The organism is Jiulongibacter sp. NS-SX5, from assembly GCF_052828545.1.
The window spans coordinates 3,739,144-3,757,592 of record NZ_CM128248.1; the positions used below are offsets into that span (position 1 = coordinate 3,739,144).

19 protein-coding genes are annotated in these 18,449 nt (G+C 39.3%); 14 read left to right on the forward strand and 5 right to left on the reverse strand.

The features are described 5' to 3' along the window. Positions 1-110 precede the first annotated feature (110 nt). From ACUXV0_RS16265 to coaE, 4 genes are all read left to right on the forward strand, one after another. On the forward strand, positions 111-2,282 hold the full coding sequence (locus ACUXV0_RS16265; RefSeq protein ID WP_446190632.1) for a T9SS type B sorting domain-containing protein: 2,172 nt from the start codon (positions 111-113) through the stop codon (positions 2,280-2,282). Positions 2,283-2,347: 65 nt separating this feature from the next. Further along, positions 2,348-2,692, forward strand: coding sequence for a YbaB/EbfC family nucleoid-associated protein (locus tag ACUXV0_RS16270; RefSeq protein ID WP_446190633.1), 345 nt, complete (start codon positions 2,348-2,350; stop codon positions 2,690-2,692). 5 nt (positions 2,693-2,697) lie between these two features. Continuing rightward, on the forward strand, positions 2,698-3,699 hold the full coding sequence (locus tag ACUXV0_RS16275; protein ID WP_446190634.1) for a glycosyltransferase family 2 protein: 1,002 nt from the start codon (positions 2,698-2,700) through the stop codon (positions 3,697-3,699). After that, positions 3,692-4,267 (forward strand): dephospho-CoA kinase, encoded by a 576-nt coding sequence (coaE, locus tag ACUXV0_RS16280; RefSeq protein ID WP_446190635.1) that lies wholly within the window; start codon positions 3,692-3,694, stop codon positions 4,265-4,267. The genes ACUXV0_RS16275 and coaE overlap by 8 nt, the downstream gene beginning before the upstream one ends. Here coaE and dnaA read toward each other — a convergent pair. After that, positions 4,254-5,687, reverse strand: coding sequence for a chromosomal replication initiator protein DnaA (dnaA, locus tag ACUXV0_RS16285; RefSeq protein WP_446190636.1), 1,434 nt, complete (start codon positions 5,685-5,687; stop codon positions 4,254-4,256). The two genes, coaE and dnaA, sit on opposite strands and share 14 nt — an antisense overlap. A gap of 765 nt (positions 5,688-6,452) precedes the next feature. On the opposite strand from dnaA, the gene atpB reads away from it, so the two are divergent. The 4 genes from atpB to atpH all read left to right on the forward strand — a co-directional run bounded on the left by atpB (position 6,453) and on the right by atpH (position 9,015). Continuing rightward, positions 6,453-7,499 (forward strand): F0F1 ATP synthase subunit A, encoded by a 1,047-nt coding sequence (gene atpB, locus ACUXV0_RS16290; RefSeq protein ID WP_446190637.1) that lies wholly within the window; start codon positions 6,453-6,455, stop codon positions 7,497-7,499. Between the two features lie 51 nt (positions 7,500-7,550). Continuing rightward, the gene (atpE, locus tag ACUXV0_RS16295) at positions 7,551-7,814 is read left to right on the forward strand and encodes an ATP synthase F0 subunit C (RefSeq protein WP_446190638.1); all 264 of its coding nucleotides are present in this window, start codon (positions 7,551-7,553) and stop codon (positions 7,812-7,814) included. An 82-nt stretch (positions 7,815-7,896) separates the two neighbouring features. Next, positions 7,897-8,391: a F0F1 ATP synthase subunit B gene (atpF, locus tag ACUXV0_RS16300; protein ID WP_446190639.1), complete on the forward strand. Its 495-nt coding sequence runs from the start codon at positions 7,897-7,899 to the stop codon at positions 8,389-8,391. A gap of 90 nt (positions 8,392-8,481) precedes the next feature. Then, on the forward strand, positions 8,482-9,015 hold the full coding sequence (gene atpH / locus ACUXV0_RS16305; protein ID WP_446190640.1) for an ATP synthase F1 subunit delta: 534 nt from the start codon (positions 8,482-8,484) through the stop codon (positions 9,013-9,015). A gap of 188 nt (positions 9,016-9,203) precedes the next feature. On the opposite strand, the gene ccsA is transcribed toward atpH, so the two are convergent. Beyond that, positions 9,204-11,729, reverse strand: a complete 2,526-nt coding sequence (gene ccsA / locus ACUXV0_RS16310) for a cytochrome c biogenesis protein CcsA (RefSeq protein ID WP_446190641.1) — start codon at positions 11,727-11,729, stop codon at positions 9,204-9,206. A gap of 41 nt (positions 11,730-11,770) precedes the next feature. Here ccsA and ACUXV0_RS16315 point away from each other — a divergent pair, with 41 nt between their 5' ends. Beyond that, positions 11,771-12,295, forward strand: coding sequence for a thioredoxin domain-containing protein (locus tag ACUXV0_RS16315; RefSeq protein WP_446190642.1), 525 nt, complete (start codon positions 11,771-11,773; stop codon positions 12,293-12,295). On the opposite strand, the gene ACUXV0_RS16320 is transcribed toward ACUXV0_RS16315, so the two are convergent. Continuing rightward, positions 12,292-12,669 (reverse strand): co-chaperone GroES, encoded by a 378-nt coding sequence (locus tag ACUXV0_RS16320; RefSeq protein ID WP_446192819.1) that lies wholly within the window; start codon positions 12,667-12,669, stop codon positions 12,292-12,294. The two genes, ACUXV0_RS16315 and ACUXV0_RS16320, sit on opposite strands and share 4 nt — an antisense overlap. Beyond that, complete coding sequence (locus ACUXV0_RS16325) at positions 12,669-13,733, reverse strand: alanine racemase (protein WP_446190643.1); 1,065 nt, start codon at positions 13,731-13,733, stop codon at positions 12,669-12,671. The genes ACUXV0_RS16320 and ACUXV0_RS16325 overlap by 1 nt, the downstream gene beginning before the upstream one ends. Positions 13,734-13,819: 86 nt before the next feature. Between ACUXV0_RS16325 and ACUXV0_RS16330 the strand changes: the two genes are divergently transcribed. From ACUXV0_RS16330 to ACUXV0_RS16345, 4 genes are all read left to right on the forward strand, one after another. Then, entirely contained in the window at positions 13,820-14,860 is a 1,041-nt protein-coding gene (locus ACUXV0_RS16330; protein ID WP_446190644.1) for a VOC family protein, read from the forward strand. A 201-nt stretch (positions 14,861-15,061) separates the two neighbouring features. Further along, positions 15,062-15,394, forward strand: a complete 333-nt coding sequence (locus tag ACUXV0_RS16335) for a nucleotide pyrophosphohydrolase (RefSeq protein WP_446192820.1) — start codon at positions 15,062-15,064, stop codon at positions 15,392-15,394. Beyond that, positions 15,387-16,373 (forward strand): hypothetical protein, encoded by a 987-nt coding sequence (locus tag ACUXV0_RS16340; protein WP_446190645.1) that lies wholly within the window; start codon positions 15,387-15,389, stop codon positions 16,371-16,373. The genes ACUXV0_RS16335 and ACUXV0_RS16340 overlap by 8 nt, the downstream gene beginning before the upstream one ends. Positions 16,374-16,399: 26 nt before the next feature. Then, positions 16,400-16,912 (forward strand): DUF2480 family protein, encoded by a 513-nt coding sequence (locus tag ACUXV0_RS16345; protein WP_446190646.1) that lies wholly within the window; start codon positions 16,400-16,402, stop codon positions 16,910-16,912. Here the strand turns inward: ACUXV0_RS16345 and ACUXV0_RS16350 are convergent, their stop codons facing one another. Then, positions 16,913-17,842, reverse strand: a complete 930-nt coding sequence (locus ACUXV0_RS16350) for a methylenetetrahydrofolate reductase (protein ID WP_446190647.1) — start codon at positions 17,840-17,842, stop codon at positions 16,913-16,915. A gap of 125 nt (positions 17,843-17,967) precedes the next feature. Between ACUXV0_RS16350 and ACUXV0_RS16355 the strand changes: the two genes are divergently transcribed. Beyond that, positions 17,968-18,354, forward strand: a complete 387-nt coding sequence (locus ACUXV0_RS16355) for a hypothetical protein (RefSeq protein WP_446190648.1) — start codon at positions 17,968-17,970, stop codon at positions 18,352-18,354. Positions 18,355-18,449: the final 95 nt, after the last annotated feature.

The window sequence follows — 18,449 nt, forward strand, 5'->3', positions numbered from 1 at the left end:
TCATAAGAACAGAAATCGGTCAATTTTAGTTGACTTGATTTTTGTCAGGATTAATTGACGTCTTTACACCCCTAATTTGAGGTCGGTAAATTTTTGAATTCGATTGGGAAATGCTTAAATTACTTAACTCTTCACTTGATTTAGGCATGGTTTTTGGGTTTGACCTGACAGGAATATTAAAATACCCGGAAGTGAGAAACTTTATTCTACTTATTCTAACCACCTTCGTTGCATTAAACAGTATGGCACAGGAAGTTCCTCCTAAGCCTGCGGTTTGTACAACAGCCCCTGCTGGATACCAGTTAGGCGGTTTTTTTAATGGAGCCAATGAGACCTGTTTGCCTGATGGTCAGGCCACTACTTCTGTTAGAGTCACCAATACTACTGACAATTCACTTGGACAATTTTCATCCGTTTCCTATTATTTTGGTATGACTGATGATGTAGATATTACTGACGCGGGTTTTAGCCCTGAATTGGCGACTCTTCAGTCAGGGGCCTATAGAGGACAGGGACAGCTTCCAGGTGGTATTCACTGGATTCTTCAAATAGGTGAAGTTAATAATCAAAAGTATCTGGCCTGTAAAACGGTAAGAGTATTAAGTCAGGAAGAACCAGTAGCAGAGATATTCACTTGTGACGGGCAAAGTGTAACCATACGCATTGAAGATGCACCCGAAAATATTCATGACAGATACCTGATTGACTGGGGTATTGGTACCGAAGAATTAATTGATAATCCTACACTTCCTTACGAACAGACTAGAACTTACACAGGAGATTTGGAACAGGTTTCCATTAAAGGTCAATATGTAGTGACCGGTGGTTTTGATAAGTGTACAACAGCTCCGTTGGCTGAAACTCCAAGTGAAGGTAACCCTCCTGTTTTAACTACATTGAAAACATTGAACGGAGGAGCCGGAGTAAAGATTGGATTTAAAAATTATACAACGGGAGAAGATTATCTAGTTCAGTTTGCCGAAGATAATGGTGGTACTTATGACTGGAAAAATCTTGGAACCGCGACTAATGGAGTTTTTGAAGCTAATGGTCTCAATCAGGGTTCAAAATATTGTTTTAGAATAATGGTTGAAGGGTATTGTGGTACGCCAGTTTACTCAAACGTAATTTGTGGTTTTGGGATGAGTGCTACACAATCCAGTTCTTCTGATGTGACTATCAATTGGACTTTCCCTACTTCGCCGGGAGGTGTACCTCAACAGCTGGGTTTGGTGAGGACAGAAGATGGATGTGATTCCTGTTTAGACCCGTTAAGCCTAAACTCTAACGTTGACACAGGTTTTACCGATAACAACTTAGAATGTGGTAAAATTTATAACTACACGCTAACAGCAAGATATGCTATTCAGTTAGCCAATGGACAAACAGAATACATCATTATTGAGTCAGAAGACTTTGAGGTTGACCCAATGAACGGAAATGTGAAAATCATACCAAATGGTGTAATTAATGTAGGATACCCGTCAACTGATGACTCTTTGATCAAGTTGGTAGTTTATTCTGATGATGACGCTCCGAATTATACTTTTTTCCATAAATCGCCTGACGAGAACGATTTTATAAAGATAGGCTCAGGAACCAATACTTTCGAGGATATTTCTGTGGTGCCTAACTCTGGTTCTTACTGTTACAAATATCAGGTAGAGGATGCTTGTGGAATAGAATCTGAGCTTTCTCCCGAGTTTTGCTCCGTTTTCTTAACCGCACAAGGGAATACTTTGAACTGGACAGATTACAGTTTCCCGGATAACGTATTGACCAATGGTCCTGCAGAATATGTCATAGAAATGTGGGATGCAGACATTGGAGCCTTCCTGCCCGCTTACCGTACGAGTGATTTAACGCAAGGTGTAGGCGAGATGATCTATAATTCAACAACTCCGACACTTCGATTTAGAATAAGAGCAGAACAAGATCTGGATTTGGAAGGTTACACAGACTTTACCTTCCCTTCATACAGTAACACCGTGGTAATAGATATACCGGCAAACGTTTATATTCCTTCTGCCTTTACACCTAATGGCGATGGTATGAATGATCGTTTTGAGATAAAATCTAAGTTTTTAGATTCAGGTACAATCACCATTTTTGACCGTTGGGGTGGGGTAGTTTATGAAGGTGATGTAGACGGAAGCGGTTGGAATGGAAGTACACTTTCTGGACAAATGGCCCCAACAGGAAGCTACGGTTTCCGAATAAAAGGTGTTAGCCTTGCTGGTGAAGAGTTTTCACAGTCTGGTTCTGTTTCTCTATTAAAATAGACTCTCTTTTCCGTCTGAATTAAAGTATCTCTATTTTTGTTTTTCATAAAACAAAGGAAACAACTATGGGACTATTTGATATGGCCGGCATGATGGGGAAAATGAAAGAACTGCAGACTAAAATGCAGGAAACTCAGGAAAAGCTGGGCGATATTATTGCCGAAGGAGAATCTGGTGGAGGTATGGTAAAGGTGACTGCCAATGGTAAAAAGACTTTACTTAAAGTAGAAATAGAGCCGGAGCTTGTGAATAAAGAGGAGATTGATATTCTTCAAGATTTGATTGTTGCTGCTGCAAACAAAGCACTGGAAAATGCTGAAGCCAAGGCAAAAGAGGAAATGCAAGGTATGACGGAAGGAATGTTGCCTAATATTCCCGGAATGGATCTAAACTCCATGTTTAACAAATAGGAAGCTTGAAAATAGCTGTTGTTATACTCAATTATAACGGAGAAAAACACCTTCGTCAGTTTCTGCCATCTGTTATGGAGAATTCTCTTCTAGCTGAAATATGGGTGGCTGATAATGCCAGTACAGACCATTCTTTAAATTTTTTGGAGGATTACAAGCCGAGAATTCATCTTTTAAATTTGGAGACGAATACGGGTTATGCAGGTGGCTATAATAGGGCCTTGACTCAAATAGATGCTGATGTATACGTCCTACTAAATTCTGATGTCGAAGTAACCCCTGGTTGGTTACAATCAATTGAGCATAAGTTTGAAAATGATTCAAACTTAGCAGCCATACAGCCCAAGATTAAGTCTTTTACTAAAAAAGAATACTTTGAATACGCCGGTGCAGCTGGCGGATATGTAGATAAATGGGGTTATCCTTTTTGTAGAGGAAGAGTATTTGATACCTGTGAAAAAGATGAAGGTCAATATGATGATCAGGTTTCTATTTCCTGGGCCTCTGGGGCTTGTTTGTTCATAAGGGCTGATGTTTTTCATGAACTGGAAGGTTTTGATGAGCGATTCTTTGCTCATATGGAAGAAATAGATCTGTGCTGGCGAATCAAAAACGCTGGGTATGATATTATTTATGATCCTGGCAGTGTGGTATACCACTTAGGAGGAGGGACCTTAAATAAGTCTAATCCAAGAAAGACATTTCTTAACTTCAGAAATGGCTTGGCTATTCTAGTGAAGAATTTGCCTTTTCAATCAATGCTGGTCAAAGTACCCGTGAGGCTTATTTTAGATGGCGTCTCAGCTTTGAAGTTTCTATTGGATGGCAACGAGAAGGATGTTTTAGCTATATTGAAGGCACATTTTGCGTTTTATGCCATGCTTCCTTATCTCCTCAAAAAGCGGACTGGTAAAGTGAACCAGAATAGGTTCATGTCCAACTATTCAATTGTTTGGCAGTATTTCGCAAAGAAGAAAAAGAAATTTTCAGAAATGCCTCATGCTTAAAGTTGGAATTACAGGTGGAATAGGCTCTGGCAAAAGTACTGTAGCCCAAGTGTTTGAAACCATTGGGATTCCAGTCTATTATGCCGATTTAGAGGCCAAGAATCTCATCAATAACTCAGAGGAAATCCGAATTCAAATTAAACAATTATTAGGGGAAGGAGCCTATTCTCAGGAGGGTTATAATAAGCGTTATGTAGCTCAGAAGGTATTTAAGAATAAAGAACTCCTTTTACAATTAAACGAAATTGTCCATCCGGCCGTGAGAGCACATTTCAACTCTTGGGCTAGTTCTCAGCAAAATACACCTTATGTGCTAAAAGAAGCAGCAGTGGTAGAGAACAAGGAAGGGATAGATTATCTTATTTATGTACATGCATCTAAAGAAACGCGTTTGAATAGAACTTTGTCAAGGGATATTCAACGCTCAAAAGATGAAGTGATGGGGATCATTGAAAAACAAAAAAGCCCTGAAGAATTCAGGGCTTTAGCAGATTTTGAGATAAAAAATGAAGATCAGTTGTTAATTGAACAAGTTCTTCAAATTCATAAGAAGCTTATTTTTTCTTGAATTGCTTCAACAAAGAATTGACTTCTTTCTCCATGTCTTTATTGGTATCCATTAGATCATTTACCGTTTGAATGGCATGTATAACCGTACTATGGTCTCTCCCACCAAAATGATAACCTATAGATTTCAGCGATAGGTTTGTTAATTCCTTCGCGAGATACATAGCTACTTGACGCGGTATGACAATTGCTCTTAATCGACTCTTACTCTTAAGGTCTGCAATTCTGACATTATAATGTTCAGTCACTACACTAACTATACCATCAATATTGACTTCCTTCTCAGTTTCAGTCACTATATGATTCAAGGTCTTTTTCGCTAGTTCCAGGTCAATGGTTCTTTTGGTTAATGAGGCTTGGGCTATTAATGAAATCATCACACCTTCTAACTCTCTGACATTAGAATCTATACTATGAGCCAGGTATTCGATAACCTCAAAATCGATATCGATACCTTCATCTTGGGTCTTTTTATGAATGATAGCGATTCTGGTCTCTAAGTCAGGACTTTGAAGGTCTGCGGTTAGACCCCACTTAAACCTTGAAAGAAGTCTGTCTTCCATACCTTCCAGGTCTCTTGGAGGACGGTCAGAAGTCATCACGATTTGTTTTCCTGACTGATGTAGGTGATTGAAAATATGAAAGAAGGTTTCTTGTGTTTTTTCTTTGCCTGAGAGAAACTGAACATCATCAAGAATGAGTACGTCTACCTGCATGTAGAATGACATGAAATCCTGAAGACTATTATTTCTAATCGCATTTATGAACTGGCTGGTGAACTTCTCAGATGAAACATAAAGGACAAACTTGCCTTCAAAATTCATCTTGATGTAATTCCCAATTGCCTGAACCAGGTGAGTTTTACCAAGACCTACGCCACCATAAATCATTAGAGGGTTAAAAGATGTAACACTTGGTTTTTCGGCTACCGCAAAACTGGCAGCTCGTGCCAAACGATTACAATCACCTTCTATAAAGTTCTCAAAAGTGTATGAGCGATTGAGAAATGACTCAGACTGGGCTTGGTCCAGATCTCTTAAGACAAACGGGCTATTAACTTTGTTACTTTTCTCTTCTATCGGTGCTTTTGCCTGCGGTTTTTTACCTTGAGGACTTAATGACATTGCAGGCCCATTATGGTTTCTATCTCCGCTATCTACTACAATAGAGTACTCCAACTGGCCATCTCTTCCCAATGAGAAGTCAAGAGCTTTTCTTAAAAGCTGTACATAGTTGTCTTCAAGCCACTCATAGAAGAACTGACTTGGCACCTGAATGATAAGTTTTTTGCCTGATAATTTGTATGGGATTACGGGTTCAAACCAGGTTTTGAAACTCTGCTCTGACACATTCTGCTGAATTACTTTCAGGCAGTTATTCCAAACTAATTTTGCGTCGCTATCTAGTGTTGTATTAACCAAGATTCACAAAGGGTTAACTCCAAATAATTTTGGATTGAATTATACAGAAAAAGGATACAAATCTAGTAAAATGAGTGGTGCTGTAATCAAGGTTATCCACATTTATTTAAACAAAAAGTGGCTTCAAAATTTGGAACTTATTTTAGTACAATGCCGCAAACGATTCTTCTAAAATTCTATTGATTCTTATATCGGAATATTACATTAAAATTATTTTTACGAGTTTTGGTAGGTTTTGAATTTCGTCCTTAGAAAATGGGGTTTCGTTTTCTTTTTGTTTTCTATCGTCGTTCAGAACTCTCCATTTCTATCTAATATGAAGTACTTTTGTGTTTGGTAGTTCAAAAATTAGCTAAATATATATGTATGCGGCAGACCCTGGTCTTTATTTTATGTATCACAATTGTATTTTTTTTAGCTGATACATTTGGGCTTTCTCAATGGTTACATGAGGCGAAGTGGTATATGTTAGCATTCTTTTCGGCTTTATCATATCTCTTAAACACGCTTTCAGAGCAGGGTAAACGGAATAATAGAGAAAAGTTTATCCAATTTCACATGATAAGTATGGGTATTCGCTTTTTGGCTTGTGCCATTTTTGTGGCGGCTTATCTTTATTTAGGCCTTGAAAATAAGGCTCAGTTCCTCATCAACTTTTTTGTACTTTATTTATGTTTTACAGCTTTTGAAATCTACTTATTAAGTGCTAACTTGCGGCGTTTTTCGTGAAGGCTACAAAAAGTCAGTTAAAAGAGAATCAAACTAATGTTCAAACGTTTACTTGTAATCTGCTCATTATCAGTTTTTTCTATGGGTTATGTGAGTGCCCAGCATCATGAAGAAGGTCATGAAACTATCCATGAAGAATTGGAAGAGATTCATGAAGAAATTCAGCACGATGAAGAGAGTTTCAATATGGGCAATATGATTATGCACCATATTTTGGATGAGCATGGCTGGGAGTTTGCTCATGGAGTCAAATTACCTCTTCCGGTAATCGTGTATTCTAAAGAGCATGGCTTAGATGTTTTTTCTTCTGCCAGATTTGACGAAGGTCACGGAGAATATGGTCCTTATGTGATGCATCATGAAAAGATTGCTCTTAAAGATGATCATCATGCTGCGGTTTATGATTTCTCCATCACCAAGAATGTAGCTTCATTGATTTTAAGTGCAGTACTGTTGATTTTAATCTTTACAGCTGTAGCTAAAGGTTATAAGAAAAATGAAGGTAAGGCCCCAAAAGGTATCCAGTCTTTACTGGAGCCGGTCATTACGACTATCAAGGATGATGTAGTGAAAGCGAATATTGGTCCTAAGTATGAAGCATACCTACCATATATGCTGACGTTATTCTTCTTTATCCTTATTAATAACCTTATCGGTTTAACTCCGGGAGCTGCTAACCTTACAGGTAACATTGCAGTTACCTTGACTTTGGCATTGATTACATTCGTTATTGTTCATTTCAAAGCCAATAAGAATTATTGGGGTCACATTTTCAACCCTCCGGGTGTACCTATGGTACTGCTTCCTTTATTCTGGGTGATTGAGATTGTAGGTATCTTTATGAAGCCTGCCTCATTAACTATTCGTTTGTTTGCTAACATCACTGGTGGTCACATCATTTTATTGAGTTTCATAGGTCTAATCTTTATGTTTAAGAATTACGCCGTTGGTGGTGGAGTTTGGGCTATTGGGACTTTTATGTCATTAATTGAAATATTGGTAGCCTTTATTCAGGCTTATATATTTACCCTTCTTTCTTCAATGTATATCGGTAGTGCTATCGAAGAGCATCACGATCATTAAGAGAGTTCTTGTTTAGTATTTTATTTTTTTAACTATAAATCGTTTATACAAATGTCTTTGTTAAACATTCTTTTACAAGCTGCTGCTGAGTCTGGTTCAGGTTTAGCTGCTTTCGGTGGTGCTATTGGTGCAGGTCTTGCTGCTATCGGTGCTGGTCTTGGTATCGGTAAAATTGGTGGCTCTGCTATGGAAGGAGTTGCTCGTCAGCCAGAAGCTGCTGGTAAAATCCAATCAATGATGATTATCATCGCTGCCCTAATTGAGGCTGTTGCCCTTTTTGGTGTAGTGGTTGGTCTATTGGCCATCCTTGGATAATCAAATTTTTAGTTTTGCTCTGCTCACATTAGGTGTCAGAGCAAAACTTCTTTTTATTAGACATTCAAATACGACTTCATAAATGGAATTATTAACTCCCGGTATTGGCCTTATTGCTTGGCAATTACTGATTTTCCTTACTCTGTTTTTCGTTCTTAGAAAATTTGCGTGGAAAGGTATTCTTTCTGCCTTAAAGTCTCGTGAAGATGAGATTGATTCTGCACTAAAAATGGCAGAAGAGACTCGTGCGGAGATGGCTAAATTAAAGTCTGACAATGAGAAGCTTCTAGCTGAGGCTCGTGCTGAAAGAGACGAGATTCTTAAAACAGCCAAAGAGACTTCAAACAGACTTGTAGAAGAGGCGAAAGCAAAAGCTTCTGAAGAGGCTTCTAAGATTTTGGAAGATGCTCGTGAGACTTTAGCTCAGGAAAGAGCCACTATGGTAGACGGATTGAAGAAAGAAGTAGCTAGTTTATCAATCGGAATTGCTGAAAAAGTAATGAAGAAAGAATTAGCCGCTAAAGGTGCTCATACAGATCTTGTGAATGAGTTAATCTCAGAGGCTAAATTGAACTAATTTACTGTTCTACTTATTTAAGAAATTAGATACAATCATTAATCTACTCTGGTTTAATTTTCGTAATTAGGACAGAGTTTATATTGAAATATGTCAAACTCAGTAGTCGCTTACAGATATGCCAAGGCCCTTGTAGACCTGGCGATGGAGCAAAAAGTTCTTGATCCCGTAAATGATGATATGGGCTTCTTTATTGAAGTATGTGATCAGAACGACGAATTTCAGCGTGTGATGGCTAATCCGATAGTCAGACACGAAAAAAAGAGGGCGATTTTGAAAAATATTTTTGAAAATAAAGTAAATCCTGTGACTTACTCTATTTTCGACGTCCTAACAAAGAAAAACAGAGAGAGCTTAATTTATCCTATCGCTGTTGAGTTTAAGAAATTGTACGACGATTTAAACAAAATTGAGCGTGCTACCGTTATAACAGTAGAGCCAATTTCTAAAGAACAGCGTGCTCAATTCAGCAAGATTGTTGAAGATGCAACAGGAAAGAAAGTAGAGCTGGTAGAAAAGATAGATAAAGATCTGATTGGAGGTTACGTTTTACGAGTTGGAGATACTCAAATTGATACCTCAATTAAGAAGAAAATAAACGAATTAAAGCTAGAAATGGCTTAAAAAGAGTATTAGTTTTCATGGCTATAAAGTTGAGAAATGCCCCGATTCTGTCGGGGTTTTTTCTTTTTAGAGACCTTATGAAACGTACTCTTCTTCTTTTATTTGATGATCAAATCTTTAGGAAAACGAAAAAGGCTGTTTCTATGTATTAGAAACAGCCTTTTTTATGCGGTCTTATTATACCTTTATCAACTCTTCCGCAAAGCTATCCTAAACCTTCTGAAGGTTGAGATAAACATTCCAATGACCAGGAGGGCTATGCCGAGCCAAAGGAGATTGATGAATGGTTTTTCGATGGCCTTGAGTACAATGTATTCTCTTTCGCTTCGGGCTATAGAGAAAGTAAAGGATCCATTGATCGGGTCTATTTGACTTAATTGAATCCTTAAGCCTAATTCATTACTCACTACCGGCTTACTCCAGACCTGATTGTCTTTAATCACAAAAGTGGGGCTGAGAAGTTTCTCGCCATCACGTTCCAGTATTCTTACATAGGCCATGGCTGCTGCATCACCTTGTTTGATTTCCATGCCGTCTACTTCTTTAACGCCAACCACATCCTCCAGAATAGCTACGTAATCATTCAGGAAGAAAGTATCCTTAATAGCTACCTGATATTCCATTGGCATACTCCATTCTCGGTCCTCTTCTGATTGAACGTAGTTTACATGGCTATAAATATCCTTGTTCCATAAACGTTTGATATCAGGAGAGGCCACATTTCCCATTTGTTCGTTGATCTGGAAGCGTGGATAGAGGTTGAAGTTTTGACCATTTTTACCTTCAAAGGCAATTTGATAATAGGTGTTTTCAGCTTCATATTCCACAGTATCTCCTTGGTATCGCAAAGTATCGGAATCGTCCACGATGGCGGCTCTAGCAATGCCTTTGAAGCCCGTTCCGATCACGGGTTGAATAAATCGCTTTTCAATATAGCCGGGTACTTCACGTACGTCTACAAATTGGCCTTTATAGGCAATATCATATTCTTGTAGTTTATAATCTCTATTAAGCCACAATAATACGTTCTCACGACTTTCTTTTTCAGAATCTGAGAAAATTTCAGTTCCGGTATTATTGATAGAAATGGTCTTCTGGTAGGCAGAAGAGTACATTATACCAAGTAGCATTAAAGCTACACCTATGTGCGTCACGGCACCACCAGCTACCTTTAGTTTGCCTTTAAACAAATCTAAAAGGATAGAGAAGTTAGCCACAAAGCCAAAGACTGATGCAGTGATAAGGATAATGTAAGCTAGTTTATCTACTGATGTGGTAGCTATTATTATTGCCGTTAGGAAAAGCGAAATGATAGCCGGATTGATAAGTGATTTGAGGTCTTTGCCTTTTACTTTTTTCCACCAGAAATATTGGGCTACGCCCATCAAAACCACCGCCAAAATAAATAGCCACATCTGGAAGCCTGTATAATGGGCAATCTGGTCTGTAGGTAAAGCCATATTGAGATCTAATCCAAGTCCGTCTGCAATGCTGTTATAAACCGGGATAGATGTGGTGACTATGACCTGAAAGGCAGCAAGACTCAATACAAGAACACCAATAATCACCCAAAACTCTGCCGAATAAACGGAGGCTTCTTTTTCATCAGTAGGGAGTTCTTTCCATCGTAAAGCCGCAAGTATAATAGCACCCAAGGTAAAACTGAGGAGATAAACCAAAAGCTGTCCTGAAAGCCCCAAATCAGTGAAGGAATGTACAGAGGCGTTGCCCAGAATTCCACTTCTGGTTAGGAATGTAGAATAAAGAATAAAAATAAACTGAGCAATGATCAGTATGTAAGAATACTTTAGAGCAGAGCTACTCTTTCTAGCCAGAAACAGGGTATGAAAACCTGCTACCAGAATTAACCATGGAACGTAAACTGCATTTTCTACAGGATCCCAGTTCCAATAGCCCTCAAAGTTCAGCGTTTCGTAGGCCCATATTCCACCCATCATAATTCCCGAACCCAACACGACTGCAGCCAAAAGAGACCAGGGAAGAGAGATGTTTAACCAACCATGATAGTCTCTTTTCCATAAGGAGGAAATGGCCAAAGCAAAAGGAACCATGGTCATGGCAAAGCCCAGAAACAGAGTGGGAGGGTGGATAACCATCCAATAGTTCTGAAGCAGTGGGTTTAACCCATTACCGTCTTTAGGAATGAAATCAGGGTCTAAAGACCAAACTGGCAAGTCTGGGTTTAGTTCTTTTAAAGTCAGGAAAGGTGAACTTCCAAGTTTGGTTTCACCATAAATGATAACCCCCAAAATCATTGAGGTCAAAAAAGCCTGTATTCCGGCAACGATCACCATTGTAGGAGATGCAAGTGCCTGATGTTTCTTGGTACGGTTAAACTGAATAATCAGGGCTAGTCCTACCAAAGCATTCCAGAATATCCATAAAAGGAAAGAGCCTTCCTGGTCTTGCCAAAAACAGGAAATGGCATATCCTAAGGGCAGACTTAATGAAGAGTTATCCCATGCATAATGATATTCAAAATAGTGATTGAAAATGATAGTAAACAAAGAGGCTACCACTCCAACAACAAATACAGAATGAACTGCAAAAGCTTGATTCGCAAACTTTTTCCAGATACTGTTTATGTTCTTTTCTCTTGAAGATTGCCAGTAGGCATAAGTGGCAATTAATGAACTGATGAAGGCCAAAATTGTCAATAAATGGCCGATATTTCCTAGGGAAGATCTAAGCATTAAACTCCTGATTCTTAATCTGCCGCAAAGGTACTAAGCAAATGCCTGAACGGGTGGTTTTTAATTCGATTTCTTCCAAGAAAACAGACTTTAAAAATCATTCGTTTATTTTTGAAGTCAATAAATACACAGACAAGATGCTTTCTCCTGCTACCCTCATTTTATCTCTATTACTTCTTACAGGAGAACATAACAATGATCAATTAGACTTTTACACCAATTCAGAGAAGAGTTTTCAGGAAATTGTCCATATGGCTCGCAAAGAGAAGAAGTTGATTTTTGTGGACTTTTGGGCCTCATGGTGTGGGCCATGTCTGAAAATGGATAAAGAAGTATTTACCGATGAGGCTGTTATAGAACGGTTTGAAAAGTCTTACATCAATTACAAGGTAGATGTAGACTCGGAAAGCGGTCAGCTGCTCAGAAGAACTTATAGAATAGCATCTCTACCCACCTGTGTTTTCTTCAAGTCTGATGGAGAGTTACTGGTAAGACTAGAAGGAGCTAATACGGCTAAATTCCTTCTGGAGGATGCAGATTTTGCTGAGAGGCTTGCCAAAGATTAAAATAAATCCTCGCTTCTTTCAAGCATCAAAATTGAACTCTGAGGTACAATCACATATTTCTGGCCGTCATACTCTATTTCTATGGCGTGTCTTTGAAGATAGATAGCGAGGTCGCCTTCTTCAGCCTGAAGAGGCATGTATTTTACTTTTTCTTCGGTGGTTTTCCAAGGTTCTTCCTCGGCCGTGTTTGGTAGTGGGTATCCGGGACCTACTTTAACTACATAGCCGCTTTGAACATCTTCTTTTTCTGTCACGGTTGGTGGTAAGAAAAGCCCGGTTTTGGTTTTGCCATTATGTGTTTTGGGTCTGATCAATACCTTATCACCTACTACTTCTAATCGTTTCAGTTTATTGTCAGCTGTTATCTCCATAATTATCTTTTGGCGGCCTCGGTGGCCCAGTATTCCATTAATTGATTGTCTCTGATAACACCGATTTGTCGGTGAAGGTTTACGGTAGGGCAAATATGAAATGGAATTCCAAAAAAGACATCACCCACTTCGTGTTGCTCCCAGTTTTCTACTTTTAAAACGCCATGCTCTTCACTTTGCGATAGCAATTCATAGTTCTCCAAATTGAGGAATTGAACACGTTTGTCAATCGGATTTTCACTCGATATTGACTTATGTCCCATGTCTACCGTGATGATTCCTTCGGTCGGTTTTGAGATGATTCGGGTCATGATTAGCACGGCAGGCTCATAGTTTTGTTCGGGTAACTGATCGCCATAACCCCAATCATGAAAAACACTGGTGCCAGGACTACAGATCACTCTTTGATTATTCTTATGAACAGAAAAGCTTGGTGTGCCCCCAACTACAATTTCCAAATCATTAAAGTAGTTTTCTACATTTTCTAATAACCTTTCGGCTTCCGCAGTTCTTAGATTGATATCCTTATTTCTTAAATGGCCATCATAAATGTGAAGGCCTTTAAGGCGAAGTTTTGTTTGTGTGTTGATAAAACCGATAAGCTCATCAAGTCCTTTGCCAGGTTTTATACCTGATCTGTCCATACCGCTATTGATGTCAATATAAACTTCCGGCTTGTTTTCTATTTGGTTAAGTAGCCTTGCTGTACTTTGGTTATCAATAATGCAGGAGAATTGAGTGTTTGGGTATTTCTCAATGAGCAAAGAAAGCTTTTCTATTTTTGGTCCAACGGGTTGGTGAGCTAACAAAACTGAATTGGCACCAGCCTTCGCTGCCAGTTCAGCTTCAACCAAAGTAGCCGCTTTAAATCGTTTGATTTCCTTAGAAATCATGTATTCAATCACTTTCTGGCACTTATTGGTCTTGACGTGTGGCATTAATCGATCTGTGTTTCCTTCTACTGCATCTATCATTTTCTTGATGTTAAGATGAAAACGATCTTCAAAAAGGACTAAAGAAGGGGAATCGATTTTATGAATGTTTTCAATTTTTGGCCAATCTGTCATAGCTTTCGTGATTTTGAAGCAAAACTGTGGAATTTCTATGGAAACCAGCCATTTTTGCGAAGTATAATTATTAAGAATTTTTAGAAATGAGTGATATTCTCTTTACTGGTATTCAACAAGTGGGCATTGGGGTTCCTGATGCCGAAGCGGCTTTCAAATGGTATAATAAACATCTGGGGCTTGATGTACCAGTATTTGATGACGTGGCACGTGCCGAGCTTATGACGCCTCATACCAATGGTGTGGTTCGTGAGCGAAGAGCAATACTGGCGGTCAATATGGCTGGCGGCGGTGGAGCAGAAATATGGCAGTCGAAAGACCCGGCTCCCTTGCCTCCAAAGCAAGAAGCCAAGCTTGGAGATCTTGGGATTTATGCTGTAAAGATGAAATCTTCTAATGTCGAAAAATTGGCAGAGTCTCTGGGGAAGAAAGTGTATCAATCTCCATCAAAGTTCCCGGTGGCTTATTTGAAAGATCCTTATGGGAACCAGCTTCAATTGGTGCCGGATAATTCTTGGTTTAAGAAAAGAGCAGACCATACAGGTGGTGTACTCGGAGTAATTATCGGGGTGAGTGACATGGAGGCCTCTTTGAAATTATATAAGGATGTGCTAGGCATTAATGAATTAGTCTATGACGAAACCAGGACATTTGCTGATTTTGCGGAACTGGCTGGTGGAGAGCGAAAATGTAGAAGAGTTCTTCTCAAAAAATCGGAATCTGGTGAAGGAGCTTTCTACAAGCTCTTTGGAAATATTGAAATTGAGCTTGTACAGTTACTAGAAGATAAGGCAGAAGTGATCATGGAGGGTCGCAGCTGGGGAGATTTGGGTTATATACACCTGTGTTTTGATACACTTGATATGGAAGCCTTCAAGGCCAAAGCTGCCAATTCGGGCTTCCCGTTTACCGTAGACAGCGGTGCCACTTTTGATATGGGAGAAGCCGGAGGGCGATTCAGCTATATTGCTGATCCTGATGGTACGCTGCTAGAGTTTGTAGAAACCCACAAGGTGCCTGTTTTGAAAAAACTAGGAATATTTATCAATCTCAAAAAACGAGGAATGCTAAAGCCTTTGCCCAATTGGATGATCAGTACCTTGGGATGGGGGAGAGTTAAAGTTTAAAGAGGGGAGTGCGAAGAAGAGAAGGAGGAAGAGGGAAGTAGGAAGTCGGGAGTGGGGAGAGGGAAGTTGGTAGTAGTTTCTCTTGGTTCTTCTATTAAAAGCTTTGAGAATGAGGGATCGTTTTAGGTTCCTTCATGTATCAAAATCTTAAATACAAATAGTCTTTCGTCATAAATCTAATATCTTTTGTCTATACAAGGAATGACCATAAAAGAAGCTCAGAATATTGTCGATAAATGGATTGAAACAGTGGGTGTTCGGTATTTCAATGAGTTGACCAATATGGCGATTCTGACAGAAGAGGTAGGCGAAGTAGCTCGAATTATTTCTCGCAGGTACGGGGAGCAGTCAGAGAAGGAGTCTGATAAAAATAAGGACCTTGGCGATGAAATGGCAGATGTACTTTTTGTATTAATTTGTCTGGCCAATCAAACAGGTGTAGATCTTACAGAAGCCCTGGAAAAGAACTTGGAGAAGAAAAGTATCAGAGATGCCGAAAGACACCACAATAATCCAAAATTGAAAAATGATTGATACGCTGAAAGATGCCCTGCAGATTACTTTGAAGAAGTGGCCGGTGCTGCTCCTTATGTATCTTCTTTCATTGATTTTAGCTGTGTTTCCGGTAGCTAATTTTAGCTCATTGCTTTCAGAACTTGCTGGTAACTCTGCAGACTTAGAGGGGCTAGTGCAAGGTTTCGATTATACCTTATTCTCTGATTTTGTAAGAGGTAATGGTCGGCTATTGTCTCCGGCTTTTGCTGTTATGTTTTTCTTTGGCTTTTTGGGGTCGGTGGTCTACGCTTTTCTTTCCGGAGGTACTATAGCTGAGCTCTCTGAAAAAAGGAAGCCATTCTCGTTTAAATTCTTCTTTACTCAATGTTGGAAGGTATTTGGAAAGTACTTTCTGGTACTATTGCTCACTGGTGTTCTCCTTTTCGTCTTCTTCCTGGTTTCTGGTTTATTCTATTTCATCTTCATTCTTATTGCTGAAGGTAGTTCAGAGAGAGGATATGTCTTGTGGCTTTTGATTCCCACGATTTTACTTTTGGTATTGATGAGTTATGGTCTGGTTATTAGTTTTTATACCAAAGTCATAATTTACAGGGAATCCCGACTAGGAACGGGAGAAGCTTTTTGGAAGGCTTTTGCTTACGTTTTCAAGAATCCCAAAACGCTGGGCATGTTCTGGTTAATAACCTTGGTGGGCATTATCCTTAGTGGAGTATATCTTCTCATTGATGAAACAATAGGAATGAGTTCTTCTCCATTGATCTGGGTTATGGTAGCTATACAACAAGCCTTTATCATCACCCGAATGCTGCTGAAAAACTGGAATTACGCTGCCGCCATTGACTATTTTGAGGAGCACCCGGTTCTACTCTTTAAAGAACCCTTGGTAAAACCTGAATCTCAAATCAAAGAAGGAGCCGAGTCTGAAACGGAGGAAAATATAGAGGAGAATGAACAGCCGAATGAGGAATCAGAAACTGAGTCAAAAGAGGAAAACTAAAGCCAATCGTTTTCTGTTTGAGTAGCATGGCAGAAGAAATCATCAATAGAGTAGCGGCAAGCGGCCTCATCACTTTTGATCTTGAGGATTATTATCATCCGGGAGAGCGGGTCGTCTATGATTTGAAAGATAACCTATTCATGGAGGCTATTCTAAAGGAAAAGGACTTCAGAGCTTTCTTGAAAGAAAATGACTGGTCTGTTTATGAGGGGAAAAACGTAGCCATATATTGCTCTGTCGATGCCATAATTCCTACCTGGGCATACATGCTTTTGGCTCTCCGTTTGGAGGGTATTGCCAATGTCGTAGTCTTCGGAGATCTGAAGGATTTGGAAATCAAGCTGTTTAGAGATGCTCTATCAACGGTAGACTTTGAACAGTTTAAAGATACCCGTGTGGTAGTAAAAGGCTGCTCAAAAGTAGATATGCCTACGGAGGTATACGTTGATCTTTCTCAAAGACTTAAACCTTTGGTCAAGAGCCTTATGTTTGGCGAGCCATGCAGCACGGTTCCTTTGTACAAAAAACCAAAGATATAATTACCTCAAACCCTTCTCTTTTAGAAGTTTAGCTACCTCATTCGTAATAGCGATTGAGGCTTCAATTTCCGTTTTTCTGATAGCCACACTTTCGATATTGAACCCAAAAGGAATCTTACTTTCAAGACAAAATTCTGTGAGTTCTTGTGCTATGGAAAGGCAAAGTGAGATTGACTTTTCCAACATATTTTCTGCCGCCAGAAGCTCATCTTTCATGTTTTGAGGGACGTGAATGCCCAGCCACTCCATAAATGAAAGTGTTTTCTCAGAGCCACAAGTAGTTAGCGTAAAGATGACCGTTGGTAGCTTGCAATTCGTAGATTGACAGGTGTCCGCCAGGTCTTTCAACATTTTCTTGGCATAATCTACATTGAAAACACACTGCGAAATGAAATAGCTAACCCCTGACTCCATTTTGCTGAGCATACGATTCTGCTCATCGTTAAGCACGGCGTGTCTTTCTGGAATTGTGATGGCACCCAAAACAGAGTTTTCTTTTTGTGCTTCCCACAGTTTATAAGCCTGTGGCAATGACGTTTTAGGTGTGAAAGTCGGTGATGGTACACCTACAAAAATCGGGTAATATTGATGTGCCTTTAGATCGGTCAGCCAGGAGGATAGTTCGTCTTGCGAAAACTTACCGGCAGGTCTGTAAATAATTTTTGGAATCTGAAGAGCAGATAAATACTCACTCGCAAAGCGAAATGGATCTAATGCTCCAATAAAAGGGAACGGCCTTTCTTTATCTGTACGTGCAGACTCATCTTGCACATCATAAACCACAAGGGCATCTAGTGGTAAGTCTTTCACCCTATTAAAAGTCCTTTCGGCTATAAGGGTCACCTTTTCTTTAGGTGTTTCCATTTTAGGTGGAGTGATACCATATAAGAGCAGGCCAGATTTACCTTCTTTGATTTTGTCAATAAACATTTTTGTCTTCCAGATTTCCTTATTTGAGGGCAAAAATAGAGGCTTTATTAGAAAATCTGTTATTTCATGACAGAAGTCACTATCCGCTTAAATTTTCAGACCTATCTTTGCGTTGTAGAAAGTACATGCAAAGCATAAAACAAATAGGGGCTATTCTATTACTCTCCTTGCTCTTTGTAAAGGCAATGGTGGTTCCTGCTATTTTTGTAAACTATGAGCTTCGCAAAGATTTCATCATCCAGAATTATTGTGTCAATAAAGACATGCCAGAGCTTGAGTGTGATGGTCAATGTTATTTGGCCAAGCAGTTAAAAGCTGCTCAGCAAGAGGATGAGAAAAATGCTACAAATACCTTTCTTTCAAAGGTTTTTGAGATAGAATTCAGCTTTACAGAATCTGTTTTCTCTTTCAGAAGTTTGGTCAATGACTTCAATGAGAAGGTTGCGTTTAACTATACCGCTCAAAACACTTCAGAGTATCATTTTGATATTTTCCACCCGCCCCGGGCTTAGGTTTTTCTATTGAAAGACTCTCTCAGAGTCGAGCTTAACTTTTTATACATCAATTTTTCAATAGAAAGATTGGGCGTGTACGCCTATTCTTTACT